The organism is Pseudomonas sp. B22(2017) (genome assembly GCF_002113105.1).
Classification (GTDB): domain Bacteria; phylum Pseudomonadota; class Gammaproteobacteria; order Pseudomonadales; family Pseudomonadaceae; genus Aquipseudomonas; species Aquipseudomonas asiatica.
The window spans coordinates 655,515-681,523 of record NZ_NEJN01000002.1 but is presented as its reverse complement, the minus strand read 5'-3'; the positions used below and the strand labels follow the sequence as shown (position 1 = coordinate 681,523).

Here is a 26,009-nt window from a genome sequence, read left to right as displayed (position 1 = left end):
TTTGCCCAAAAATTGGAGGACATTACATGTCTAGCCATTCGTTGCAGAGCGTCGAACGCCTGCAGAGCCGCATCCGCGCCCAGCGTCAGCCGCAACAGAAACCTTTCTGGCGCCGTCTGCTGGCCATCGCCTCATCCTCTCAGCGTAGTTGGCACGGAGGGATCGAGCTCAGGGGATACAAGGAACTATCCAACGCCACGACGGTTGCCCCGGTCGTGGTCGGTAAAATCCAGCTGGCGATTCCGCTCGGGCGGGGTCGGCGGTTTGTCCAGCCTTGCGTGCAGCCGGGGCAGCATGTGCGCAAGGGCGAAGTGATCGGTATTGGCGACAACACCACCGCTTGGGTGCATGCCAGTACCTCCGGCATCGTGGACCGGATCGATCACGTCTTCGCGGCCGACTCGGCCGAACCAGTCATGGCCGTCATCCTGAACGCAGATGGCCTGGACGAGTGGCTCGAACGCCCGGCACCGGGCCTGCCGCAAACGCCAGAGGCGCTGGTCGAGCACGCATTGCAGATGGGCATAGTCGGCCTTGGTGGTGCGGGTTTCCCCACGGCCCTCAAGCTGGCCGGCGCACAGCAGCCCGACCTGCTGCTGATCAACGGTGCCGAATGCGAGCCCTTCCTTACCTGCGATGACCGCCTCATGCGTGAAAATGCCGAAGCGTTGATCGAGGCCGCCGACTATGTCGCCGCGCTGCTGGGAATAACGGCAACCCGTTTCGGCATCGAAACCAACAAACCGGAGGCGATGGCCACGTTACGTGCCGCCGCACGCCAGGCGCGCACCCGGGTCGAGATTTGTCCACTTCCGGAGCGTTACCCAGCAGGTGGGCAGCCGTTGATGATCAAGAGCCTCAGTGGCCGCAACCTGGCCCCGGGGAGCCGCCCCGCCGATATCGGCGTCCTCGCCCTGAATGTCGCAACGCTCTACGCGCTGGGCCGGGCCGTCTTCCAGGACGAACCACTGACCAGCCGCGTGCTGACACTGACCGGTGACTGCGAGCGCCCCGGCAATGTGCGGGTGCCGGTGGGTTACCCGGTCAGCGAACTGCGCGCGATTGCTGGCGCGTCCCCCACAGGGCAGTTGACCCAGGTCGGTGGCCCGATGATGGGGCAGCCGCTACCGGACGCCAACGCCTTCGTCAGCAAGACCAGCAGTTGCCTGATTTTCGGCGCCGAGCGCTACCTGCCGGCTGCTCGCCCCGCCAGCAGTTGCATTCGCTGCACGCGCTGTGTGGATGTCTGCCCGATGTCGCTGCGGCCGCTGGACCTCTACGCTGCCGCCGAGCGCCTGGACAAGGCCAGCCTGCAGGAACTGCGCCTGGACGCCTGCATCGAATGCGGCAGCTGCAGCAGCATCTGCCCAAGCAATATCCCGCTGCGCGAACGCTTCCGCCAAAGCAAGACGGAGGTCCGCGCATGAGCCTGATACGCCACCCCATCCCGCAACGGCTGCGCACGGTGATGCTGCTGGTCGTCCTGTGCCTGCTGCCGGGCACCGCCCTGTATGCCTGGCAATTCGGCGTCGTGGTCTGGTTGCAGGTGTTCTGGTGCGTGCTGTTCGCCCTGGGCTTCGAAGCCGCCCTGCTGCGCCTGCGCGGGCATGACGTACGCAAGGGTTTGAGCGACCTCAGCTGGCTGGTGCTGGGCCTGATACTGGCTCGGGCATTGCCGCTGATGGTGCCGTTGTGGATGATCGCCCTGGCCAGTTTTGCTGCTCTGGCACTGTGCAAGCACGCCAGTGGAGGCCTTGGTCGCAACCGTCTCAACCCTGCCATGGTTGGCCTGGGGGTGGTTGCCATCTGCTTCTATCAGCAGTTGTACCCCGCGCCATCGAACCATGCCCCCTGGACCGCAACCCTGGACGCCAAGGCGGTTCTGCTGCAACAGCTACAGTTGGTGCCACGCCTGGAGCTCGATGCGTTCGCCGGCGCCACTCAACTGGCGCAGAACGAGTTCACCCATATCACCCACAATCTTTCGGGGTTCGGCTACATTGCCGGCGGTTTGCTGCTGGCTTCGCTGCGGGTGATCCGTATCGAGATTCCGCTGGCGATGATCGCGAGCACAGTATTGCTGTGCATGGCTGCCGGCCACAGCCTGCAGGAAGCCGTTTACAACCTCAGCCTCGGCGGCTATCTCTTCACCGCCTTCTTCATCGCCACCGATCCGGTCACCAGCCCCGATACCCGCGCCGGTCGCATCCTCTTCGGCGTGACCGTCGGCACGCTGACCGAGCTGATTCGCGAGTTCGGGCTTTACGCCGATGGCCTCTGCTTCGCCGTGCTGGCCGGCAACCTGCTGGTGCCGCAAATCGACCGGTTGGTGCTGCGCATGCAGCGGCCCTGGTACGCAGCAGCGAGTGCCTGACATGGCATTTGGCAAAGAGCCTGGGCCTTGTTCTGGCCCGGCTCAGTGCCCTGCCGACGCCGGCCCCGCCTTGGCGGTAAAGGGCGGTTTGGCGAACCACACCAGCAGGATCAACCCGGCAAACACCCAGGTCATCAGGGTGAAGTAGTCCACCGTCGACATCATGTACGCCTGCCCGTTGAGTATCTGCTCCAGCTGCGCATAGCTCTGCGGGCTGGCCCCGCCCAGCTGCTCCAGGGTATGCCGCGTGGCCGGGTCGAACTGGCTGATGTGCTCGCTCAGGTAGGCATGGTGCTGGTCCGCCCGGCGAATCCAGATCCAGGTGGTCAGCGACGCCGCGAAACTGCCGCCCAAGGTACGCAGGAAGGTCGCCAGGCCCGAGCCATCGGCGATCTGCTGCGGTGGCAGGTCGGACAGCAGGATGCTCAAGGTCGGCATGAAGAACAGCGCAACGCCAATACCCATGAACAACTGCACCAGCGCCACATGCTGGAAGTCCACCTCGCTGGTGAACCCGGCACGCATGTAGCAGCTGCTGCCGATCGCCAGGAACGCCAGCCCGGCCAGCACACGCAGGTCGAAGCGGTGCGCGTACTTGCCCACGAACGGCGACATCAGCACCGGCAACAGGCCGATCGGCGCCACCGCCAGGCCGGCCCAGGTAGCGGTATAGCCCATCTGCGTCTGTAGCCACTGCGGCAGGATCAGGTTGATGCCGAAGAACCCGGCATAGCCCCCTACCAGCACGATGGTGCCCACGCGGAAGTTGCGGTGCGCGAACAGGCGCAGGTTGACCACCGGGTGACGGTCGGTCAGTTCCCAGATCACGAACACCGCCAGGAACACCAGCGAGACCAGGCTTCCGGCAATGATGAACGACGATTCGAACCAGTCCAGATCGTTGCCTTTGTCCAGCACCACCTGCAAGGCGCCAACGCCGATGATCAGCGTCAGCAGGCCGATGTAGTCCATCGGCTGGCGACTGGTGACCACCGGCCGGGTGCGCATCTGCTGGCGGACCACGGCGGCGGCGAACAGGCCGATGGGCACGTTGATGAAGAAGATCCACGGCCAGCTGTAGCTGTCGGTTATCCAGCCGCCGAGAATCGGTCCGGCAATCGGCGCCACCACCGTGACCATCGCCAGCAGCGCCAGGGCCATGCCGCGCTTGGCCGGGGGATAGACGGCGATCAGCAAAGTCTGGGTCATCGGGTACAACGGCCCGGCCACCACACCCTGCAACACGCGAAAACCGACCAGCTCCGGCATCGACTGGGCAATACCGCACAGGAACGAGGCCAGCACGAACAGCAGCGTGGCCCAGATGAACAGCTTCACCTCGCCAAACCGTCGGCTGAGCCAGCCGGTGAGCGGCAAGGCAATGGCGTTGCTCACCGCGAACGAGGTGATGACCCAGGTGCCCTGCTCGTAGCTCACCCCCAGGTTGCCGGAAATGGTCGGCAAGGCCACGTTGGCGATGGTGGTGTCGAGCACCTGCATGAACGTCGCCAGCGACAGGCCGATGGTGGTCAGCAGCAGGCTCGGCGGCGTGAACTGGGCAGCAGCGTTGTTGCTCATCGCTGGGCCGTCTTGCCGGTTGCGCTGTTTTCGTGGATCAGCCGGGCGATCAGGTTGTCGGCTTCGACCAGCTGGCGGTCATACACCTGGGTGGTATAGCTGGCCTGCTGCGGTGGCTGCAGGGCCAAGGTCGGGCCGCTCTGGTCGTGCAGGTCGACCTCGACCACGGTGGACAGCCCGATACGCAGCGGGTGGTCCTTGAGCTGGTCGGGGCTGAGGTGGATGCGTACCGGCACGCGCTGGACGATCTTGATCCAGTTACCGGTGGCATTCTGCGCCGGCAACAGGGCGAAGGCGCTGCCGGTACCAGCGCCAAGGCTGTCGACCGTGCCGCTGTACTTGACCTCGCTGCCGTACAGGTCGGCGCTGATCTGCACCGGTTGGCCGATACGCATGTCGCGCAGCTGGGTTTCCTTGAAGTTGGCATCGATCCACACCTGGTCCAGCGGGATCACCGCCATGGTCGCGGTACCCGGTTGCAGGCGCTGGCCCAGCTGCACGGTACGCTTGGCAACGTAGCCGGTTACCGGTGCCACCAGGGTGGTGCGGGCATGGTCGAGGTAGGCCTGGCGCAGGTCGGCGGCGGCGGCCATCACCTCGGGGTGCGAGGACACCACGGTGTCGTCGACCAGTGCGCTGCTGGTGCTGAGCTGCTGGCGTGCACTGTTGACGGCGGCCTCGGCCACGCTCAGGTCGTCGCGGGCATGGGACAATTCTTCCGCAGCTATCGCGCCGCTGTCGGCCAGTACCTTGCGCCGGTTGAAGTCCTGGCGGGCCTTGCGCAGCTCGGCCTGGCGGGTTTCCAGCTGGGCCTTGAGCGCGTCGACGTTGCTGTACAACCCGCGCACCTGGCGCACGCTGCGCGCCAGCCTGGCTTCGGCGGCCTGCAAGGCCACCTGGCTGTCGGCCGGGTCGAATTGCAGCAATACCTGGCCGGCGTGGACCAGGTCGCCGTCATCGGCACCGATGCTGGTGACAGTGCCGGTGACCAGCGGGGTGATCTCTACCACGTTGCCGTTGACGTAGGCATCGTCGGTGCTTTCGTGCCAGCGCCCGACCAGGCTGTACCAGGCCCAGGCTCCGACGCCGGCAAGAATCAGCAGCAACACCAGGCCAAGCAGCCAGGCCTTGCGCTTGCGCGACGGTTCGGGCGCGGCGGAGGGAGTCGGGGTGTCTGCGGGAGTGGCCATGGCAATACCTTGGATAATTCGTGACAGGGATCAACGATCGCCGAAGCGGCGGATCGTCAACGGGTCGCCGGCAGCGAGCAGGACCTTGGCCAGCAGGCCTTCCAGGGTCGCGAGCTCTTCGGGTGCCAGCGCGCCGCACAGCTCGTTCATGGCCGCCGCGCCGATTTCCGGCAGGCGGTCAGCCAGGCGCTGGCCATCGGCGGTAAGCGCCAGGCGCACCTGGCGACGGTCGTCGGCGCAACGGTTGCGCACGATCAGTTCCTTCTGCTCAAGGCGGTCGAGCATGCGGGTCATCGATCCGCTGTCCAGGCCCAGGTACCGGCACAGCTCGGCCGGGGTGTCCACCTGGTACTGGGTGACGATGATCAGCACCTTGAACTGCGCGGCGGTGACGCCTTCGGATTCGAGGTGCCAGTCGAGAATGCGGTCCTTCAGGATCGCCGCCCGGCCAAGCAGCATGCCGATGGCGCAGGTCTGGAAGTTTTCGGGAGAGAAATGGGCCATCGGAGACTGCTCGGGTAATTGTGTGGAAATATTACTGCCTAGGCAGTGAATGTCAAAGCTTTGATTAGGTTGCTATGAAAAATTTCATGATTTCTGCCCCTTGCGCCCCCCTGTAGGAGCGGCCTTGTGTCGCGATGGGGCGCGAAGCGGCCCCGCAATTTCTGCTGGGGCACAAAACCTGGGGCCGCTTCGCGCCCCATCGCGACACAAGGCCGCTCCTACAGGGCCATGCGTCAAGGCCTGCTACGGTGTTCGCAGGCCCAGTGCCTCCACCGCCCCGCAGGCAATGGCCATGCCCACCAACTCCGCCAGGCTATCGGCCTGCAACCGCTTCATCACCCGCCCCCGGTACAGGTCCACCGTCTTCACGCTGACGCCCAGCCGTTCGGCAATCTCGCGGTTGTTCAACCCTTGGGCCAACGGCACGAACACGTCGCGCTCGCGCGGGGTCAGGCCATCGATGCGCGCCTGCACCCGGGCCAGCGCCTGGTCGTCCTGGCGTGCCCGCCCGGCGCTTTCCAACGCGGCCTGCACGCTGTCGAGCAGCAACTGGTCGTTGTAGGGTTTCTCGATGAAGTCGCAGGCGCCGGCCTTGAATGCCCGCACCACGATCGGCACATCGGCATGCCCGCTGACGAATATCACCGGCAAACCCAGGCCACGCTCGCGCATCGCCTGCTGCACCGCCAACCCGCCCAGCCCCGGCATGCGCACATCCAGCAGCACACAGGCCGGCCCATCGTCGACGCAGGCGTCGAGAAACGCCTGCCCGCCGGCGAACGGCAAGGCCTGCAAACCCACCGACTGCAACAACCACACCGTCGAGTCCCGCATACCCTGGTCGTCATCGACCACATACACCTTCGCTTGCACCGCCATCTCCCCTTACCCCCTGCTGACCGCCAGGCGGCAGCACAGTACCAGTCCGCCATTGTCACCGGCTCGCGCCCACAGGCTGCCGCCAAAACCTTCGATCAGGCTACGGCTCATGCTCAAGCCCAGGCCCAGGCCGTCGGCCTTGCTGGTGGTGAACGGCGTGAAGATTTCATCCAGGCGCTCGGGCGCCACGCCCGGGCCCTGGTCCGCCACCTCGACCAGCACGCCATCACCATCGCGCGCAGCGCCCAGCAGGATACGTGACGGCCGCTCGCCATGCTGCTCGCGGTTGGCATCGATGGCGTTGCGCAACAGGTTCAACAGCACCTGCTCCAGCAGTACCCGGTCGGCATACACCAAGGGCAGCTGCGCGCTCATGCGCAACTCGACCACCACCTGGTCACGCGCGGCTTCCCAGGCGCACAGGCGCATGGCTTCGCCGGCCACCTCGGCCACGTCCAGAGCCTGCAGGCGGCGCGGCCCCTTGCGCAGGAAGGCGCGCAGGCGGCGGATCACTTCGGCGGCATGGGTGGCCTGTTCGCTGATGCGCTGCAGGCCCTGCCCTACCCGCTCTCGGGCCTGCGGGTCGCGCTCCAGGCCCAGCAGGTAACGCTGGCTGGCGTTGGCATAGTTGACCACCGCGGCCAACGGCTGGTTGATCTCGTGGGCAATGCCCGAAGCCAGCTCGCCCAAGGTGGCCAGCCGGGCACTGTGCGCCAGGCTTTCCTGGGCCTCGATGCGCAGGGTGATGTCGCGAGACACGCTGACCACCTCCACCACCGCGCCGGTGTAGGTTTCGCGGATGGCCCGGCTGGCGATCTCGAACCAGCGGTAGCCGCCTGCGGCCTGGCGCACTCGACAGGTCATGGTGTGGTAGCCGTCCTGGTCCAGGGCGGCGGCGGCCTGGCGCAGCACCTGGCGGCGCTCGCGCGGGTGCAGCAGGGTATGTACGGCCATGCCGCGCAGTTGCTCGGGCCACAGGCCAAGCAGGCGGAATGCTGCCGGCGAAGCATCGAGAAAACGGCCATCGGGGCTATGCCGGGAGATCAGGTCGGTGGTGTTCTCGATGATCAGCCGGTACAGGCGCCGGGCGCGGCTGGCCTCGCGTGCGCCATGACGCTCGTCGCTGGCGTCGCGGCCACGCGCCAGCACCTGCTGGCCCTGGTCGTCAGGGATGAAGCTCCACAGCACGATGCGTTCACCGACCTGCACCTCGACATCGGCGATCGCCCGGCGCTGGCGCAGGCAGGCGCGCACCAGGGCGGCGCAGTTGCCCGGCAGCCAGCTGGCCAGTGCCGGGCCTTCATCGACCCAGGCCTGCAGCGCCGGGTTGAGTGCCAGCGGCCTGGCGTCGCCGGCCAGCATCAGGCTGGGTTGCGGGTCCTTGGCGAGCAAGGGATAGGCAGTGTTGTCCACGGTAGGCGGCTCGTTGTTATAGTAGTTTTACTATATTGCTATAGTCGATATTCCTAATACCATAGCTACTCGCGTAAAACTGCGACAAGGGGGAGCGGCCCACCGTCTGCCTCCCTGCACCCTGAACAGAGCTAACAATCAGCCACCGGGGGTCAAGCGCACAGGTTGTGCCTGCCTCCCCTACAGGATTACCGCATGTCGATCTATGCCCAGGGCCTGATGCCCGCTGCCGTCAACCATGTCGCCCTCACCCCGCTGAGTTTCATCGAACGCACCGCTGCCGTATACGGCAACTACCCGGCGGTGGTCCACGGTGCCATCCGCCGCAACTGGCAGCAGACCTACCAACGCTGCCGACGCCTGGCCAGCGCCCTGGTGGGCCGGGGTATCGGCCGTGGCGACACCGTGGCGGTGATGTTGCCCAACATTCCGGCCATGCTCGAAGCCCATTTTGGCGTGCCCATGACCGGCGCCGTGCTCAATACCCTGAACGTACGCCTGGACGCCGAGGCCATCGCCTTCATGCTGCAGCATGGCGAGGCCAAGGTGCTGATCACCGACCGCGAGTTCCACAGCGTCATCGAGGCGGCCCTGGCCTTGCTCGAGCACCCGCCATTGGTGGTGGATGTGGATGACCCGGAGTACGGCGAAGGCCGTGCGGTCAGCGAACTGGATTATGAGGCGTTCCTCGCCGAAGGCGACCCGGACTTTGCCTGGGAATGGCCCGATGACGAGTGGCAGGCGATCTCGCTCAACTACACCTCCGGCACCACCGGCAACCCCAAGGGCGTGGTCTACCACCACCGTGGCGCTTACCTGAACGCCCTGGGCAACCAGATGGTCTGGGGCATGGGCCATCGCCCGGTGTACCTGTGGACACTGCCGATGTTCCACTGCAACGGCTGGTGCTACCCGTGGACCATCACCGCGCTGGCCGGCACCCATGTGTTCCTGCGCCGGGTCGACCCGCAGAAGATCCTGACCCTGATCCGCGAGCACCGGGTCAGCCACCTGTGCGGCGCGCCGATCGTGCTCAACGCCTTGGTCAACATGCCCGAGGCGGCCAAGGCGGCCATCGAGCACCCGGTGCAGGCCATGGTCGCCGGCGCCGCGCCACCCGCCAAGGTCATCGGCGCCGTGGAAGAGATGGGCATCCAGGTCACCCACACCTACGGCCTGACCGAAGTCTACGGCCCGGTGACCGTGTGTGCCTGGCATGACGAATGGGATGAGCTGTCGCTGGAAGAGCGCGCACGGATCAAGTCCCGCCAGGGCGTGCGCTACCCGACCCTCGACGGCCTGATGGTCGCCGACCCGCAAACCCTCGAGCCGGTGCCGCGCGACGGCAACACCCTGGGCGAGATCTTCATGCGTGGCAACACGGTGATGAAGGGCTACCTGAAGAACCCCGAGGCCACCGTCGAAGCCTTCCGTGGCGGCTGGTTCCACACCGGTGACCTGGCCGTGTGGCACGCCGACGGCTATGTCGAGATCAAGGACCGGCTCAAGGACATCATCATTTCCGGTGGCGAGAACATCTCCACCATCGAGGTCGAGGACGCCCTGTACAAGCACCCGGCGGTGCTGGAAGCCGCGGTGGTAGCGCGCCCGGATGAAAAATGGGGGGAAACCCCGTGCGCATTCATTGCCCTCAAGCCGGGCCGCGAAGACACCCGCGAAGCCGACATCACCAGCTGGTGCCGCGAGCACCTGGCCGGGTTCAAGGTGCCGAAGACCGTGGTGTTCGGCGAACTGCCCAAGACCTCCACCGGCAAGATCCAGAAGTACGTGCTGCGCGACCGGGCCAAAGCCCTCTGAACCCGTAGCGGCCTCGCTCCGCTGTGTAGGAGCAGCCTTGTGCTGCGAAGAGGCCGGTACTGCCATGAGTCTTCTTCAGACACACCGGCCCTTTCGCAGCACAAGGCTGCTCCTACAGGTACAGCGCATGCTTCGAAGATATCATTGACATTCCGAGAGCCCAGATGACCACCTACTCCGCCCCCCTGCGCGACATGCGCTTCGTCCTGCATGACGTGTTCAACGCCCCGGCCCTGTGGGCCCGCCTGCCCGCCCTGGCCGAGCGCATCGACGCCGATACCGCCGATGCCATCCTCGAGGAAGCAGCCAAAGTCACCGGCCAGCTGATTGCCCCGCTCAGCCGCAACGGTGACGAGCAAGGCGTGCGCTTCACCGCTGGTGAAGTCACTACACCCGACGGCTTCCGCGAGGCCTGGCACACCTACCGTGAAGGCGGTTGGGTCGGCCTGGGCGGCAATCCTGAACATGGCGGCATGGGCATGCCGAAAATGCTCGGTGTGCTGTTCGAAGAAATGCTCTACGCCGCCGACTGCAGCTTCAGCCTGTATTCGGCATTGAGCGCCGGCAGCTGCCTGGCGATCGATGCCCACGCCAGCGAAACACTCAAGGCCACCTACCTGCCGCCCCTGTACGAAGGCCGCTGGGCTGGCACCATGTGCCTCACCGAACCCCATGCCGGCACCGACCTTGGGCTGATCCGCAGCCGCGCCGAGCCCCAGGCCGACGGCAGCTATCGCATCAGCGGCAGCAAGATCTTCATCACCGGCGGCGAACAGGACCTGACCGAGAACATCGTCCACCTGGTGCTGGCCAAACTGCCGGATGCGCCCACCGGCGCCAAGGGCATCTCGCTGTTCCTGGTGCCCAAGTACCTGGTCGAGGCCGATGGCCGCCTGGGGGCGCGCAACGCCGCCCATTGCGGCTCGATCGAACACAAGATGGGCATCAAGGCCTCGGCCACCTGTGTGATGAACTTCGATGGTGCCGTCGGCTACCTGGTCGGCGAGCCGAACAAGGGCCTGGCGGCGATGTTCACCATGATGAACTACGAGCGCCTGTCCATCGGCATCCAGGGCATCGGCTGTGCCGAGGCGTCCTACCAGAGCGCCGCCCGCTACGCCAACGAGCGCCTGCAAAGCCGCGCCGCCAGCGGCCCGCAGGCACAGGACAAGGTTGCCGACCCGATCATCCACCATGGCGATGTGCGGCGCATGTTGCTGACCATGCGCACCCTCACCGAAGGTGGCCGGGCGTTTGCCGCCTACGTCGGCCAGCAGCTGGACCTGGCGCGCTACGCCGAAGACGCCGGCGAGCGCGAACATGCGCAGCGCCTGGTGGCGCTGCTGACGCCAGTGGCCAAGGCGTTCTTCACCGACAACGGCCTGGAAAGCTGTGTGCTCGGCCAGCAGGTGTATGGCGGCCATGGCTACATTCGCGAATGGGGCCAGGAGCAGCGGGTGCGCGATGTGCGCATCGCGCAGATCTATGAAGGCACCAACGGCATACAGGCCCTCGACCTGCTCGGGCGCAAGGTGCTGGCCGACGGTGGCCAGGCGCTGGCCGGCTTTGCCGCCGAGGTGCGGGCCTTCAGCGTGGATGCGCCACTGCACCGTGAAGCCCTGCAAGCGAGCCTGGCGCGGCTGGAGGCGACCAGCGCCTGGCTGCGGGCGCGTGCCGGCGAGGATGCCAACCTGGTCAGCGCGGTGGCGGTGGAATACCTGCAGCTGTTCGGGCTGACTGCGTACGCCTACATGTGGGCGCGGATGGCGGCGGTGGCGTTGGCCAGGCGTGACGAGGATGCCGCGTTTCATGGGGCCAAGCTTGCGTGTGCGGAGTTCTTCTTCCAGCGGGTCTTGCCGCGCGGGTTGGGGCTGGAGGCCAGTATCCGGGCGGGTAGTGGCAGCCTTTATGGGATGACAGCCGAACAATTCTGATCTTCCTGCTCCGGCCTCATCGCCGGCAAGCCAGGCTCCCACAGGGGCTGCACAAGGTCTTGGGCCTGTGCGATCCCTGTGGGAGCCTGGCTTGCCGGCGATGGGCTGCAGAGCAGCCCCAGTATTTCTGCCCCTGTACTTGTGCGCGAAGGGTTCTCAAACGCTGAAAAACCATCACCAATCCGACGAAAACCGGCACAACTGATAGTCATTCGCCATTACCTCGGTTCTCGGGAGCCCTCCAGCAAGGGTAGAATGCGCAAAACCCGGAGCCGCAATGAACCACGACCGCCTCAATCCCAGCCCAGACGATGCCATCACCGACGCCGCCGCGCACTGGTGCATGCGCCTGCACGCCGAAGATTGCTCGGTGGCCGAGCGCGAGGCGTTCGCCCGCTGGCTGGCGGCCGACCCGCGGCATGCCGAGGAATACCAGGCGATGCTGGAAATCTGGCAAACCGCAGACCTGCTGCCGCGCAATGCCACCGTCATCGACTTCAACCCGCCGCTGCAAAAGGCCGCACGCCAGCGCAACTGGCGGCCGCTGGCATCCGCCGCCGCGATCGCCCTGGCAGTGCTGCCGCTGGCCGGCTGGGTGGGCTGGGAACAAGGCTGGCTGCCCAATCGCTACCAGCACTTCGAAGCTGGCGCGCACATGCAGACCGTGCAGCTGAGCGACGGCAGCACGGTGCAGCTCAACCTCAACACCGAGCTCACCTACCTCAACTACAAGGACCAGCGCCAGGTCACGCTCAAGCGTGGCGAGGCGTTCTTCAAGGTGCAGCACGACAGCAGCCACCCGTTCATCGTGCATGCCGGTCGTGGCCAGACCCGCGTCACCGGCACCCAGTTCAACGTGTGGAAGTACCAGGACCAGGTCAAGGTCACCCTGGTGGAAGGTTCGGTACTGGTATCCAGCGACGGCAGCACCGGTGGCTACCGCCTGGGCCCTGGTATGCAGGCCAGCTATCACAAGGGCGACTTCGAGCCGCAACTGGAGCAAAGCGAGGACTACGGCAACAGCCTGGCCTGGCGCGACGGCAAGCTGGTGCTCGACAACCTGAGCCTGGAACAGGCCCTGCCGATAATCAACCGCTACCTCGACGCACCGCTGCTGCTGGCCGACGCCAGCACTGGCCGCATCCGCATCAGCGGTATCTACAACACCCGTGAGGTGGGGCGCCTGGTCAACAACCTGCCCAAGGTGCTGCCGGTCTACCTGACCCGCAGCAAGGACGGCAGCACCGTGCTCAACCGCATCTCGCCGCCGCCCGACAAGGGCTGACGCCCTCCCCGTCTTACAGCGTCATCGCCGCCAACCAGCCGAACGCCAGCAATGGCAGGTTGTAGTGGATGAAGGTAGGCACCACGGTGTCCCAGATATGGTGGTGCTGGCCATCCACGTTCAACCCCGAGGTCGGGCCCAGGGTCGAGTCCGAGGCAGGCGAGCCCGCGTCGCCCAGGGCACCGGCGGTACCCACGATGCAAACGGTGGCCAGCGGGTCGAAGCCCAGCTGCACGCACAGCGGCACGAAGATCGCGGCCAGGATCGGCACGGTGGAGAACGACGAGCCGATGCCCATGGTCACCAGCAGGCCCACCAGCAGCATCAGCAAGGCACCGACGCCCTTGCTGTGGTCGATCCACTGCGCCGAGGTTTCCACCAGGCTGTTCACCTCACCGGTGGCCTTCATCACGTCGGCAAAGCCTGAGGCGGCAATCATGATGAAGCCGATCATGGCCATCATCTTCATGCCTTCGGTGAACAGGTCGTCAGTGTCCTTCCAGCGCACGATGCCCGACAGCGAGAAAATCAGGAAGCCGACCATGGCGCCGATGATCATCGAGTCCAGCCACAACTGGACGATGAACGCCGAGGCAATCGCCAGCCCGGCCACCAGCAGGGTCAGCGGGTTGTACTGCACGCTCACCTGCTCCACCTGCTCGATGCGCGCCAGGTCGTAGTCACGCTTCTTGCGGTAGCTGACGAATACCGCCAGCAACAGGCCAGCCAGCATGCCAGCGGCCGGGATGGCCATGGCGTGGGTGACATTCACGCCACTCACGTCGACACCCGCGCGGGCGACGTTGGCCAGCAGGATTTCATTGAGGAAGATGTTGCCAAAGCCCACCGGCAGGAACATGTACGGGGTTATCAGGCCAAAGGTGATCACGCAGGCGATCAGCCGGCGGTCGATGCGCAGGCGGGTCAGCACGTACAGCAGCGGTGGCACCAGCAAGGGGATGAAGGCGATGTGGATAGGCAGGATGTTCTGCGACGACACTGCCACCACCAGCATCAGGCCCACCAGCAACCATTTGACCTTGCCGCCACTGGCATGGCCCTGGCGGTCGATCATGGCCAGGGCGCGGTCGGCCAGGGCATGGGCCAGGCCGGACTTGGCGATGGCCACGGCAAAGGCGCCCAGCAGTGCATAGGACAGGGCTACCGTGGCCCCGCCGCCGAGGCCGCCGTTGAAGGCTTTGAGCGTACCTTCGATGCCCAGCCCCCCCACCAGCCCACCGGCCAGGGCCCCGACGATCAGGGCGATGACCACGTGCACGCGGGACAGGCTGAGTATCAGCATGATGCCGACCGCGGCGATCACTGCATTCATGGTTGGCTTACCTCATTGCGACAGAAAAAAAGCGCGCACTGTGAAGCAGTGGGCAACAGATGTCAAAAGCGCCATGTTGCGGCGGATTACACGGAGGGCTGAAATTTAAATTGAATGTTTGAATAAAGAAAAAATGGGATGGGCCGATATGGTGGGAAGGCTGGGAGATGCCTGGCTGGAGATTTCTGTCGCCTGTGAGATCGAGCGCCGCCCGCGCGGCGCTTCGCAGCACAAGGCTGCTCCTACATCTGTTTCGGGCCAGTTATTCCTGAGGTGGAGGCGCGCGGCCCCTTGGCGTCCATCTCGATATCGTGTCGGACAAACAAGGTGGTCGCACGCGCTGGCGCAGGCGTTACTGGCCCGAAACAGATGTAGGAGCAGCCTTGTGCTGCGAAGTGCCGCGCGGGCGGCGCTCGATCTCACAGACGACACACATCTCCAGCCAGGCACCTCTCAACCCCGCCCAGCCCCAAAGCCATAACCCTTACTGTCCAAAAAAAGGGATACGCCCCATGCCTTTGCGACAACTTTCCATCCAGTGGAAGATCACCCTGCTCGCCGGTCTCTGCCTGGCCGGCATCGTCACCCTGCTCGTCGGCCTGTCGCTGTATCGCATGGACCACAGCTCGGACCTGGTCAAGGCCAGCAGCATGCAGATGCTGACCGAATCGGCCCAGTCGCGCATCGAGTCGCAGGGCGAGGTGCAGGCGCTGAACATCCGCCGCCAGTTCATGGACGCCTACCAGTACGGCGCCGGTTTCGCCCGCCAGGTGCTGTTCCTGCGCGAGCAGGCGGAAAAGCGCTTTCTCGATGCCTTCGACCTGCGCGAGGACATGACCCGCCAGGTGCGCGCCGCCCTGCAGGCCAACCCTGAGCTGCTCGGCCTGTCGCTGGTATTCGAGCCCAACGCCCTGGACAACAAGGACAGCCTGTTCGCCGGCAAGGCAGAACTGGGCAGCAACGAAACCGGGCGCTTCGCCCTGTACTGGTCGCAGCCGCGTGTCGGCCAGCTGACGGCCATGGCCCTGCCCGAACATGACATGGCCAACACCGAGATCGGCCCCAGCGGCCAGCCAGCCAATACCTGGTGGGTGTGCCCGCGCACATCCGGCAAGGTGTGCGTGGTGGAGCCCTACTTCTACGACATCGATGGCCAGCAAGTGCTGATGACCAGCATCGTCTTCCCGCTGGCAGTCGACGGCAAGGTGATCGCCACCCTGTCCATCGACATCAACCTCAACAGCCTGCAGGCCCTGAGCCAGGAAGCCAGCCGCAGCCTGTACGAAGGCCGCACCACGGTCGGCATCCTCAGCCCGGTCGGCCTGCTGGCCGGCTACAGCGCCGATGCCAGCAAGCTGGCCCAGCGCTTCGACCAGGTCGACACCGCCAAGGGTGCCGAACTGGTGCGCAAGCTGGCCGACGGCAAGATGACCATCGTGCACGACCAGCAGCGCCTGAAGGTGCTGGCCGCCTTCCAGCCGATTCCGGATGCCCAGCCCTGGGGCGTGCTGCTGGATGTGCCGGAAAACGCTTTGACCGGGCCGGCCGAAGCGCTGAAACAGGAACTGGACGCGCTGAACACCAGCGGCACCCTGCTGGAACTTGGCCTGGGCCTGGCGGCGGCGATCGCCGGCCTGCTGATGGTGTGGCTGATGGCCCGCGGCGTTACCCGGCCGATCCTCGGCGTGGCAAGCATGCTCAAGGACATTGCCAGCGGCGAAGGTGACCTGACCCGCCGCCTGACCTACCAGAAGCAGGACGAACTGGGCGAACTGGCCGGCTGGTTCAACCGCTTCCTCGACAAGCTGCAGCCGACCATCGCCGAGGTCAAACGCTCGGTGCAGGCCGCCCGTGGCACCGCCGACCAGTCTTCGGCAATTGCCACCCAGACCAGCGCCGGCATGGAGCAGCAGTACCGCCAGGTCGACCAGGTGGCCACTGCCTCGCACGAGATGAGTGCCACCGCCCAGGACGTCGCCCGCAGCGCCGCCCAGGCCGCGCAGGCCGCCCGCGATGCCGACCAGGCCACCCGCGAAGGCCTGGCGGTGATCGACCGCACCACCCACAGCATCGATGCCCTGGCCGCCGACATGAGCAACGCCATGAGCGAAGTGGAGGGCCTGGCGCAGAACAGCGAGAAGATCGGTTCGGTGCTGGAGGTGATCCGCTCGATCGCCGAACAGACCAACTTGCTGGCGCTCAACGCCGCCATCGAGGCGGCCCGCGCCGGTGAAGCCGGCCGTGGCTTTGCCGTGGTCGCGGACGAGGTACGCAACCTGGCCCAGCGTACCCAGGAATCGGTGGAAGAAACCCGCCAGGTGATCGAGGCCTTGCAGAACGGCACTCGCGAGGTGGTCGGGGCCATGGACAACAGCCACCGCCAGGCCCAGAGCGGCGTGCAGCAGGTTGGCCAGGCAGTCACCGCGCTGCAGCGCATCGGCCAGGCAGTGACGGTGATCACCGACATGAACCTGCAGATCGCCTCGGCCGCCGAGGAGCAAAGCGCAGTGGCCGAGGAAATCAACAGCAACGTGGCAACCATCCGTGATGTCACCGAATCGCTGTCGGGGCAGGCCAACGAGTCGGCTCGCGTGAGCCAGTCACTGAACAGCCTGGCCAACCAGCAACAGGCGCTGATGGACCAGTTCCGCGTCTGAGTCACTTGCAGGCCGCTGCCAATCGCGTGCAGCGGCCTTCCTGCCGGGCCTGGAGCCGGTCGTCTACACTTGCGGCAACTCAGTAGCGTCACTCCAAGAGGCCCCATGAAAAAGATTCCGACGCTGCTGGCCGGCCTGCTGCTCGCCGTCGGCCTGGCCAGCACCGACAGCGCCGCCTCCGCAGAACGCACCACGCCCATCCGCTTTGGTGCCATCGGCTGGGAAAGCGGCGCACTCACCACCGAGATCCTGCGCCTGATCGTCGAGCGCGGGTATGGCTACCCCACCGACACCCTGCCCGGCAGTACGGTCAGCATGGAAGTGGCGCTCGCACGCAACGACCTGCAAGTAATCGCCGAGGAATGGGCCGGGCGCAGCCCTGCCTGGGTCAAGGCAGAACAGGCCGGCCAGGTGTTCGCCTTGGGCGACACGGTCAAGAACGCCGAAGAAGGCTGGTGGGTACCGGCCTACGTGATCGAGGGCGATGACGCGCGCAAGCTGAAAGCCGTGGCGCCGGAATTGCGCAGCGTCGAGGACCTGAAACGTTACCCGCAGGTGTTCCGCGACCCCGAGTCCCCCGGTAAAGGGCGCTTTCTGAATAGCCCCAGCGGGTGGACATCCGAAACCGTCAACAGCCAGAAACTCAAGGCCTACGGGCTGAATGATCTCTATACCAACTTCCGCAGTGGCTCCGGGGCTGCAATGGATGCCGAAATCGGCTCGGCCATCCGCCGTGGCCAGCCGGTGCTGTTCTACTACTGGAACCCGACCCCTTTGATGGGGCGTTACAAGCTCATACGCCTGCAAGAGCCGCCGTTCGATGCCCAGGCCTGGGCCACCCTCACCGATGCCGGCAACCCCGAGCCCAAGGGCAGCAGCTCGCTGCCGGCCAAGTTGTCGATTGGCGTATCCAAGGCCTTTCGCGAGGGCTACCCGGAGCTGGTGAGCATGTTCGAGCGGGTCGATCTGCCCATCGACCGACTGAACAAGGCACTGGCCGACATGAGCGAAAAGCGAACGCCGCCCCGCGACGCTGCCCTCACCTTCCTGCGCGATAACCGCGAGGTGTGGAAAGCCTGGTTGCCTGCGGACATTGCCACCAAGGTCGAGGCCAGCCTGTGAGCGGCGGCTTCCCCGAGGCCCTGCAATTCTCCTTTGCCGACAGCGTCAACCGCCTGGTCGATTGGCTGGTACTGCATTACGGCGATCACCTGCGCAGCGTCTCGGACCAGTTGCTGCAACTGCTGGTCGGCCTGGAAACCCTGCTGCGCCTGCTGCCGTGGTGGCTGCTGCTGTTGCTGATCGGCCTGCTTGCCTGGCATGCCAGCCGCAGCGTGCTGCGCAGCGCGGTACTGGTGGCGCTGCTGGCCCTGATCGGCATGCTCGGGTTGTGGGACAAACTGCTGCAGACCATGGCGTTGGTGCTGGTCAGTACCGGCCTCTGCGTGCTGGTGGGCGTGCCGCTGGGCATCCTGCTGGCTGCCCGGCCGCTGGCGAAGCGCTTGCTGTTGCCGGTACTGGATGTGATGCAGACATTGCCGGCCTTCGTTTACCTGATCCCGGTGCTGATGCTGTTCGGCCTGGGCAAGGTGCCCGCCGTGTTCGCCACACTGATCTATGCCCTGCCACCGCTGGTGCGGCTGACCGAACTGGGCCTGAGCCAGATCGACCCTTCGCTGCTGCAAGCCGCCCATGGTCTTGGCGCCAGCCGCTGGCAGCGGTTGCGGCGCATCGCCCTGCCACTGGCGCTGCCGAGCATCATGGCCGGGCTCAACCAGTCGGTGATGATGGCCCTGTCGATGGTGGTGGTGGCTTCGATGATTGGCGCCCGCGGGCTGGGCGAGGACGTGCTGTCGGGGATCCAGACGCTGAATGTCGGCCAAGGCGTCGAGGCCGGGCTGGCGATCGTCGCCTTGGCCATGGTGATCGATCGGATCAGCCAGGCCTATGGGCGTGGTGTGCGCTGAGAAATATTGCCTCTACCAGCCTCGACTCGCTGTAGGAGCAGCCTTGTGCTGCGAAAGGGCCGGGCCTGACAATGCAGCTCTGTCAGCTTGAAACCGGACCACACCCGCATGTCCCTCAAAGCCCTGCGCACTCTGGTGACCATCGCCCGCCACGGCACCTTCGCCCGTGCCGCCGACCTGCTCAGCCTTACCCCTTCGGCGGTGAGCCTGCACATCAAGACCCTCGAAGACGAACTGCAGGTGAGCTTGTTCGACCGCAGCCGCAGGCAGGTCTCGCTGACCGAAGCCGGCCAGTTGGCGGTGGCCCGCGCCGAGACCATCCTGGCTAGCTATGACGAACTGGCCGACGCCCTGGCCAGCGGCCCGAGCCTGCGCGGCCGCCTGCGCCTGGGGGCGATCCACACGGTACTGGCGCGGCGCCTGCCCAAAGCGCTGGTGTGGATCAAGGCGCACCATCCGCAGCTGCATGTCAGCGTGGCCTCCGGCATGTCGGCGGAACTGGCGCGACGGGTGGAAGACGGCGAGCTCGATGCGGCGATCACCACCGAGCCGGTCAGCCCCTACCCGCAAAGCCTGGACTTCACGCCGTTGTTCGAAGACCGCTTCTGGGCGATCGCCAGCCCCGACCTGGCCGGGCTAAGCGTGCCGCAATTGCTGGCCAGCCAGCCGTTCCTGCGCTTCGACAAGCGTGCCTGGGCCGGGCGGCAGATCGAGCAGGAGCTGCGCCGCCAGCATCTGCAGGTGAGCGAGCAGATGGAGCTGGACAGCCAGGAAGCGCTGGCGCGCATGGCGGTGATGGGCCTGGGCGTGGCAATCATCCCCATGGCCGATGACGACCTGCAACGCTTGCCACCGGCAACCTGCCTGCCATTTGGCGAACCGCAGCTGACCCGACGGGTGGTGTTGCTGGAGCATGAGAAGAGCCAGCGGCGGCATTTGAGCGCGGTGCTGAAGACTGCGCTGGAGGCGTGAAGGTTCGCAGGGCCTTGTAGGAGCGGCCTTGTGTCGCGAAAGGGCCGCAAAGCGGCCCCGGCAATTTTGTAGCGATGCCGATATCCTGGGGGCGCTTCGCTCCCCTTTCGCGACACAAGGCCGCTCCTACAAGAGCCAGTGTCGACTTCAACCATGCATTTTTCCTCAATGGTCAGTGCAGAAAACAACGTTTTTACAGATCGATCCGCACCCATAGTCTGTGCTCCGTACCCGACCACGGAACGTCGATCATGCTCCACCTGCTGCTGACTACCCTGCTGCCGATCATCCTGCTGATTGCCCTGGGCACTTTCCTGCGCCTGCGCGGCTTCCTCGCCGATAACTTCTGGCCGGGCGCCGAGCGCCTGAGCTATTACGTACTGCTGCCGTCGCTGTTTCTCCATGGCCTGGCCACCGCCAACCTCGATGGCGTGCCGGTGCTGGGCATGGTTGGCGTGCTGATGCTCTCGACCCTGGCCGGGGCCGTGCTGCTGGTGCTGTACCAGGGCGCCATGAACCACGACGGTGCCGACTTCACCTCGGTGTTCCAGGGCGGCATCCGCTTCAACAACTACATCGGCGCCACCCTTGCAGCGGGTATCTACGGCAGCGCCGGCATTGCCCTGGCAGCGGTGGCCAACGCCGCCATCGTGCCACTGGTCAACCTGCTTTGTGTGCTGGTTTTCGCCCGCTTCAGCGCCCGCCATAGCTCACCGGCCACGGTGCTACGGGCCATCTTCGCCAACCCCTTGATCGTCGGTTGCGCCGGCGGGTTGCTGCTGCGCGCCAGTGGGCTGGGCTTGCCAGCGGGTATCGAACCCACGGTCAAGGCCCTGGGCCAGGCCGCCCTGCCGCTGGGCCTGCTGTGCGTCGGCGCAGCCCTGGGTGGCGCCCGCCTGGGCCAGCAGGTGCGCCCGCTGATGGCGGCGTCGGCATTCAAGTTCCTGGTCATGCCGTTGACCACCTGGGGCTTGTGCCGCCTGCTTGGCCTGGGTGGCCAGGCAGCGGTGGTGGCGGTGCTGTTCCAGGCACTGCCGACCGCGTCATCTTCCTATGTGATGGCCCGGCAAATGGGCGGTAACGCACCGCTGATGGCCACCATCATCGCCCTGCAGACCGTGTTGGCTGCCGCCACCCTGCCTTTGGTGCTGATGCTTGCGCTTGGCTAGACTGTGAACCAGCCCACAGTTCGGGAGCTTGCATCATGCGCCTTTCGTGGATGGTGATCGGCCTGGTTTCGGCCCTGCTCGCAGGCCCCTTGCACGCGGCCGACCCGGTCAAGGCTGCCGTCGCCGAGGACAAGGCCGAGGTACTCGAGGAAAAAGTGGTGAATGACACACCACCCCCGAAAAAGGCCGAGACCCTCACACCCGGCGAAGCGCAAGCAGTGGACCCGGCCGGCCAGGCGCCGCTGGATGACAGCATCACCTGCCTGGCCCGCACCATCTACTGGGAAGCCAAGGGTGCCGACGCCGAAGACATGGCCGCCGTGGCCAACGTCGTGCTCAACCGCCTGGGCCACGATGGCTTCCCGGATACCATCTGCGGCGTGGTCAAGCAGGGGGTAGAAAGCAAGGCCTGCCAGTTCTCCTGGTGGTGCGACGGGCGCCCGGACCAGGTCGAAGAAGCGCAACGCTACGACATTGCCAAGGAAATCGCGCGCAAGGCGCTCAACCAGCAATTGAGAGACCGCACCGGGGGTGCCTTGTACTTCCATGACCGCAACGTGCGCCCGGACTGGGCCAAAGCCTACCGTCGGACGGCGCAGACCAGGCATTTTCTGTTCTACAAACCGAACCAGGCGGTGGCGCGCTGATAGCCGCCGGGCGCCAGCAAACCGGCAGACAGCGTGGTTCGATAGGAATGATTACCAACTATTCGCACTTTTCAGATGAACAGTGGTCTACTCCCTCTTTTGCCGCCAGCAAAGAATGTTGGCGTTTTCATTGCTTCGCACGAGCCCGGGCCAAAAGCCCCGGGCTTGTGTAGGATGAGCAGCGCGAACCACGACGCTGCCAGTCATAGGGAGATCCACATGCGCGTCCTGTCATCCGTTGCCGCCTTGTCGCTGGGCCTGGTCGTCTCGGCCGGGGCCATGGCTGCCACCGGCGAAGAAGCGCAACTGATCGATTCGATCAATGCCTACCGCAGCAAGGCCCAGCCCTGCGGTGGCGAAGCGTCGTTGGAACTGCCGCCGCTCAACAGCGATACCCGCCTGGCACTGTCGCCAGAGGGCACCCGCGACCTGCAGCAAGCCATGACCCGCGCCGCCTACCCGATGGTCAACGTGCAGGCCATCAGCCTGTCGGGGCCACGTGATGCGCGCGCTGCCATGCATGCCATCGAAGAGAGCTTCTGCCAGGTGGTGCTCGACCCGCAGTTCGTCGATATCGGCGTCAGCCAGGAAGGCCGCGACTGGCGCATCGTGCTGGCCCGGCCGCTGCTCAGTGGCCGCCTGGGCGACTGGCAGGCCGAGGGACAGAAGGTGCTGCAGGAGATCAATGCCGCGCGCAAGGTACCGCGCCAATGCGGTGGCCAGCCCTTCGCCGCCGCCCCTGCGTTGAGCTGGAGCACGGTGCTGGCCGGGGTTGCCGCCAACCACACCCGGGCCATGGCCAACCAGAATTTCTTCGACCACATCGACAAGGATGGCCGCACCCCCGGGGACCGGGCAGAGTTGGCCGGTTACCTGTACCAGCAGATCGGCGAAAACATCGCCGCCGGGCGTGACACCGCGCGCAAGGTGGTCGATGGCTGGCTGGATAGCCCGGGGCATTGCGCGACGCTGATGAACCCGGACTTCCGCGAGCTGGGCGCTGCGTATGCAGTGGACCCGAAGAGTGATGCGGGGATTTACTGGACAGGGTTGTTCGGGACGCCGCAGTAAGCCCGGCTGACGCGCTTTATGTAGGAGCGGCCTTGTGTCGCGAAAGGGGTGCGAAGCGCCCCCAGGATATCGGCATCGCCACAAAATTGCCGGGGCCGCTTTGCGGCCCTTTCGCGACACAAGGCCGCTCCTACAGAGTGCGCGCCGGGCTTCAGGGCGAGATATTGCGGTCACGCAACGCTTGGGCCGTGCAACCAAACCGTCGCCGCACGCACTTGCCCAGGTAACTGGCATCGCCCAGGCCCACTTCATCGGCAATCTGCGCCAGGCTGTGGCTGGAATTGAGCAAACGCCAGCGCGCCTGTTGCAGGCGCATCTCCAGCCACCAGGCCTTGGCGCTCATGCCATGGCTGGCGTGAAACTGCCGGTCCAGCTGGCGCCGGCTGATGCCCAGCTCAGCCGCCAACTGCTCCGCGGTCAACGGCGTACCCAGGTGATGACGCATCAACGCCTGCGCACGCTGCACCTGCCGCCCCTGCCCGGCCCCCAGCTCCAACGAGCGCAAGGCATGGCGGCTATCGCGGGTTTCATCCACCAGCATGTCGGCCAGGCCCTTCAGCGCCCTGGCCCTCCCGCAGGCGCGTGACAACAGCGCGACGGCCAGGTCGATGGCCGCGGTGCCGCCGGCGCAGGTGATGCGGCTACCGTCGATGCAATACAGCTGCTCACTCAGCAGCTGCAAATGCGGGAAGGCCGCACGGAATTCGGCTTCGTGTCGCCAGTGCACCACCACCTTGTGCCCCTGCAGCAACCCGCAGGCGGCCAACAGGAAAGCACCGTTGTCGACCGCCACCAGCTTGACGCCAGCCTTGCCAGCCTGCCTCAGCAACGCCCGGTAGCGAGGCGCCAGCGCGGCAGTGGCCATCGCGTTGCGCCCGCCGAACACCACCAGGTAGTCGAAACTGGCCAGCTCAAGCTGGCCAGCGACGGCCTCGACCTGCACCACCGCGCCACTGCTCGAAGGCACCGGGTCGAGGGTCAGCCCTGCAACGGTCCAGCTGCAGTAGCGCTGCTGGCTGTAGTCCTCGTCGTCGGCGCTGAAACGCAACTTGTCGAGAAAGGCGCCGAACGGCAGCAGGGCAAAATCCGGTAACGGCAAGATCAGCAAGCGGATGTCGGGCAGCATTGGCATCGCGTCCAGAAACGACCATTCAATGTCCGGATCATACCCTTGCCGGCCAAGGTCGGCGCCATAGACTGGCGCCCTCTCCATCAACAAGGCATTCCCCACCATGGCACTCGACACCTGGCTCATCTACCTGCTGGCGAGCATCGGCCTGTCGCTGACCCCAGGCCCCAACAGCCTGCTGGCCCTGACCCACGGTGCCCTGTATGGCGCACGCCGGACGTTGTTCACCATCATCGGCGGGGTGTTTGGCTTCAGCGCCCTGATTGCCTTGGCCATGTTCGGCCTCAGCGCATTGCTGCAGGCCTCGGCCTCGGTGCTGAGCGTGCTCAAGTGGGTCGGTGGCGCCTATCTGGTCTGGCTGGGTATCCAGCTGTGGCGCAGCCCGGGCCTGCACCTGGAACTGACCGCGCAAAGTGCGCGGCTGGGCAATGCCGGCCTGTTCCGCCAGGGCCTGCTGTCGGCCATGGCCAACCCCAAGGTGCTGCTGTTCTACGGCGCTTTCCTGCCGCAGTTCATCGACCCGCAGCGTGGGTTGCTGCTGCAGTTCGTGGTGATGGCGGCGACCTTTGCCAGTGTCGAGTTCCTGGTCGAATACCTGTTGGCACGCCTGGCGTTTCGCATCCGGCCATGGCTGGCCAAGGGCGGCAAGGGCTTCAACCGCTGCTGCGGCAGCCTGTTTGCCTTGATTGGTGTGGCGTTGCCGCTTGGGCGGTAACGTCTGATATAGGCGTGTGCAGGTCTTTTTGTGGGAGCGGCCTTGCGTCGCGAAAGGGGTGCGAAGCGCCCCCACGATCTACGCATCACTTCAGAATTGCCGGGGCCGCTTTGCGGCCCTTTCGCGACACAAGGCCGCTCCCACAGGTGACCGCGCTAGCATTCAACCCCGGCGCGCTTTGGCCAGGAAGATGATCAAGGCCACGCCCGGCAACCCCGCCCCCACCAGCGCCACACCCTGCCAGCCGAACTGGCTGAACACCGCACTGGCCACCGCCGAACCCAGCGCCCCACCCAGGAAGATGCTGGTCATGTACACCGCGTTCAACCGCCCGCGGCTGGCCGGGTCCAGCGCGTACACTTCACGCTGGCCTATGACCATGTTCATCTGCACCGCAAAATCCAGCAGCACGCCAGTCAGCCCCAGGCCGATCACGCTGTAGCCCGGCACGGTCAGCCCCAGCAACAGTGCCGCCGGTGCCAGTAACAACGCCAACAGCGAACCGGCCCGGGCATGCCCGGCATCGGCCAGGCGGCCGGCCATGGGTGCGGCGACGGCGCCTACCGCGCCCACCAGGGCGAATACCGCGATCTGGCTCTGCGACAGGCCATGCTCGGTTGCCAGGGCCATCGGCACCGCCGTCCAGTACAGGCTGAACGCCGCGAACATCAACGCCTGGTACAGCGAGCGCTGGCGCAGCAAGGGATAACGGCGCAGCAGCGTGAGCAGCGACAGCATCAGCCCGGCATAGCTGGCCTTGTGCTCGGGCACCCGCCGCGGCAAGGTCAGGGCCAGCAGCAGGATGATCGCCAGCATCACCCCGGCAGCGCCAATGAACACCGCCCGCCAGCCGAAGTAGTCGGCCACCAGGCTGGACAACGGCCGCGCCAGCAGGATACCCAGCAGCAGGCCGCCCATGATGTTGCCGACCACCCGCCCACGCTGCTGCTCCGGCGCCAGGTGCGCCGCCAGCGGAATGAGCATCTGCACCGCCACGGAACTGAATCCGATCAGCAGTGCATAGCCGAGGAACAGCTGGCCCTGGCCGCTGCTGCTGGTGCCCGCCAGCAGCAGGCTGACGCAGGCCAGCACGGCGGTAGCCACCATCAAGCGGCGGTTTTCCAACAGGTCGGCCAGCGGTACCAGCAACAGCAGGCCCAAGGCATAGCCAAGCTGCGTGAGCGAAACGATGAGGCTGGCATGCTCGGTGGACAGCCCCAGGTCCGGGGCGATCAGGCCGACGATGGGCTGGGCGTAGTAGATATTGGCGACGATCGCGCCGCAGCAGAACGCCAGCAGGGCGACCAGGGCCCGGCTGAGGCCGGTGGCGGCAGGCTGCGCGGCGGCAAGGGAGGGATTCATGCGAGTGTCCTC

General features: G+C 65.7%; 21 protein-coding genes and 1 pseudogene. 14 read left to right on the top strand and 8 right to left on the bottom strand.

The features are described from left to right. Positions 1-26: 26 nt before the first annotated feature. Together rsxC and CAG18_RS07065 are read left to right on the top strand one after the other, a co-directional pair. Entirely contained in the window at positions 27-1,427 is a 1,401-nt protein-coding gene (gene rsxC / locus CAG18_RS07070; protein ID WP_015270656.1) for an electron transport complex subunit RsxC, read from the top strand. After that, on the top strand, positions 1,424-2,374 hold the full coding sequence (locus tag CAG18_RS07065; RefSeq protein ID WP_015270657.1) for an RnfABCDGE type electron transport complex subunit D: 951 nt from the start codon (positions 1,424-1,426) through the stop codon (positions 2,372-2,374). Before rsxC ends, CAG18_RS07065 begins: the two co-directional genes overlap by 4 nt. Before the next feature lie 42 nt (positions 2,375-2,416). Here the strand turns inward: CAG18_RS07065 and CAG18_RS07060 are convergent, their stop codons facing one another. From CAG18_RS07060 to CAG18_RS07040, 5 genes are all read right to left on the bottom strand, one after another. Beyond that, positions 2,417-3,952, bottom strand: a complete 1,536-nt coding sequence (locus tag CAG18_RS07060) for a DHA2 family efflux MFS transporter permease subunit (protein WP_013972942.1) — start codon at positions 3,950-3,952, stop codon at positions 2,417-2,419. Continuing rightward, entirely contained in the window at positions 3,949-5,142 is a 1,194-nt protein-coding gene (locus CAG18_RS07055; protein ID WP_054573535.1) for an HlyD family efflux transporter periplasmic adaptor subunit, read from the bottom strand. The genes CAG18_RS07060 and CAG18_RS07055 overlap by 4 nt, the downstream gene beginning before the upstream one ends. Positions 5,143-5,172: 30 nt before the next feature. Beyond that, positions 5,173-5,646, bottom strand: coding sequence for a MarR family winged helix-turn-helix transcriptional regulator (locus CAG18_RS07050; RefSeq protein ID WP_003260288.1), 474 nt, complete (start codon positions 5,644-5,646; stop codon positions 5,173-5,175). A 243-nt stretch (positions 5,647-5,889) separates the two neighbouring features. After that, on the bottom strand, positions 5,890-6,525 hold the full coding sequence (locus CAG18_RS07045) for a response regulator transcription factor (protein ID WP_054573537.1): 636 nt from the start codon (positions 6,523-6,525) through the stop codon (positions 5,890-5,892). A gap of 6 nt (positions 6,526-6,531) precedes the next feature. Then, positions 6,532-7,938, bottom strand: coding sequence for a sensor histidine kinase (locus CAG18_RS07040; protein WP_054573538.1), 1,407 nt, complete (start codon positions 7,936-7,938; stop codon positions 6,532-6,534). Positions 7,939-8,133: 195 nt separating this feature from the next. Between CAG18_RS07040 and CAG18_RS07035 the strand changes: the two genes are divergently transcribed. From CAG18_RS07035 to CAG18_RS07025, 3 genes are all read left to right on the top strand, one after another. Beyond that, positions 8,134-9,756 carry an acyl-CoA synthetase gene (locus tag CAG18_RS07035; protein ID WP_085720669.1) on the top strand — a complete coding sequence of 541 codons (1,623 nt, stop codon included), beginning with the start codon at positions 8,134-8,136 and terminating at the stop codon, positions 9,754-9,756. Positions 9,757-9,920: 164 nt separating this feature from the next. After that, positions 9,921-11,690, top strand: coding sequence for an acyl-CoA dehydrogenase C-terminal domain-containing protein (locus CAG18_RS07030; protein ID WP_085720668.1), 1,770 nt, complete (start codon positions 9,921-9,923; stop codon positions 11,688-11,690). 277 nt (positions 11,691-11,967) lie between these two features. Further along, the gene (locus CAG18_RS07025; protein ID WP_085720667.1) at positions 11,968-12,975 is read left to right on the top strand and encodes a FecR family protein; all 1,008 of its coding nucleotides are present in this window, start codon (positions 11,968-11,970) and stop codon (positions 12,973-12,975) included. Between the two features lie 13 nt (positions 12,976-12,988). Here the strand turns inward: CAG18_RS07025 and CAG18_RS07020 are convergent, their stop codons facing one another. Continuing rightward, on the bottom strand, positions 12,989-14,308 hold the full coding sequence (locus tag CAG18_RS07020) for a Na+/H+ antiporter family protein (protein WP_013972950.1): 1,320 nt from the start codon (positions 14,306-14,308) through the stop codon (positions 12,989-12,991). Positions 14,309-14,820: 512 nt separating this feature from the next. Here CAG18_RS07020 and CAG18_RS27460 point away from each other — a divergent pair. From CAG18_RS27460 to CAG18_RS06985, 8 genes and pseudogenes are all read left to right on the top strand, one after another. Next, a pseudogene (locus CAG18_RS27460) lies at positions 14,821-16,107 on the top strand (HAMP domain-containing protein); the annotation flags it as partial. Between the two features lie 102 nt (positions 16,108-16,209). Beyond that, the gene (locus tag CAG18_RS27455; protein WP_371034575.1) at positions 16,210-16,965 is read left to right on the top strand and encodes a methyl-accepting chemotaxis protein; all 756 of its coding nucleotides are present in this window, start codon (positions 16,210-16,212) and stop codon (positions 16,963-16,965) included. Between the two features lie 105 nt (positions 16,966-17,070). Further along, complete coding sequence (locus CAG18_RS07010) at positions 17,071-18,087, top strand: ABC transporter substrate-binding protein (RefSeq protein WP_085720666.1); 1,017 nt, start codon at positions 17,071-17,073, stop codon at positions 18,085-18,087. Next, the gene (locus tag CAG18_RS07005; RefSeq protein WP_015270666.1) at positions 18,084-18,932 is read left to right on the top strand and encodes a proline/glycine betaine ABC transporter permease; all 849 of its coding nucleotides are present in this window, start codon (positions 18,084-18,086) and stop codon (positions 18,930-18,932) included. The genes CAG18_RS07010 and CAG18_RS07005 overlap by 4 nt, the downstream gene beginning before the upstream one ends. A 108-nt stretch (positions 18,933-19,040) precedes the next feature. Continuing rightward, positions 19,041-19,904: a LysR family transcriptional regulator gene (locus CAG18_RS07000; RefSeq protein WP_015270667.1), complete on the top strand. Its 864-nt coding sequence runs from the start codon at positions 19,041-19,043 to the stop codon at positions 19,902-19,904. A gap of 251 nt (positions 19,905-20,155) precedes the next feature. Continuing rightward, complete coding sequence (locus tag CAG18_RS06995; RefSeq protein WP_013972955.1) at positions 20,156-21,073, top strand: AEC family transporter; 918 nt, start codon at positions 20,156-20,158, stop codon at positions 21,071-21,073. 35 nt (positions 21,074-21,108) lie between these two features. After that, positions 21,109-21,720 (top strand): cell wall hydrolase, encoded by a 612-nt coding sequence (locus CAG18_RS06990; RefSeq protein ID WP_085720665.1) that lies wholly within the window; start codon positions 21,109-21,111, stop codon positions 21,718-21,720. Between the two features lie 219 nt (positions 21,721-21,939). Continuing rightward, positions 21,940-22,791, top strand: a complete 852-nt coding sequence (locus tag CAG18_RS06985) for a CAP domain-containing protein (RefSeq protein WP_015270669.1) — start codon at positions 21,940-21,942, stop codon at positions 22,789-22,791. 151 nt (positions 22,792-22,942) lie between these two features. Here the strand turns inward: CAG18_RS06985 and CAG18_RS06980 are convergent, their stop codons facing one another. Next, entirely contained in the window at positions 22,943-23,917 is a 975-nt protein-coding gene (locus CAG18_RS06980) for a GlxA family transcriptional regulator (protein ID WP_085720692.1), read from the bottom strand. 106 nt (positions 23,918-24,023) lie between these two features. Here CAG18_RS06980 and CAG18_RS06975 point away from each other — a divergent pair, with 106 nt between their 5' ends. Beyond that, a complete protein-coding gene (locus CAG18_RS06975; protein ID WP_004376275.1) occupies positions 24,024-24,635 on the top strand; it encodes a LysE family translocator in 612 nt (203 codons plus the stop codon). 162 nt (positions 24,636-24,797) lie between these two features. On the opposite strand, the gene CAG18_RS06970 is transcribed toward CAG18_RS06975, so the two are convergent. Next, positions 24,798-25,997 (bottom strand): MFS transporter, encoded by a 1,200-nt coding sequence (locus CAG18_RS06970; RefSeq protein ID WP_085720664.1) that lies wholly within the window; start codon positions 25,995-25,997, stop codon positions 24,798-24,800. Positions 25,998-26,009: the final 12 nt, after the last annotated feature.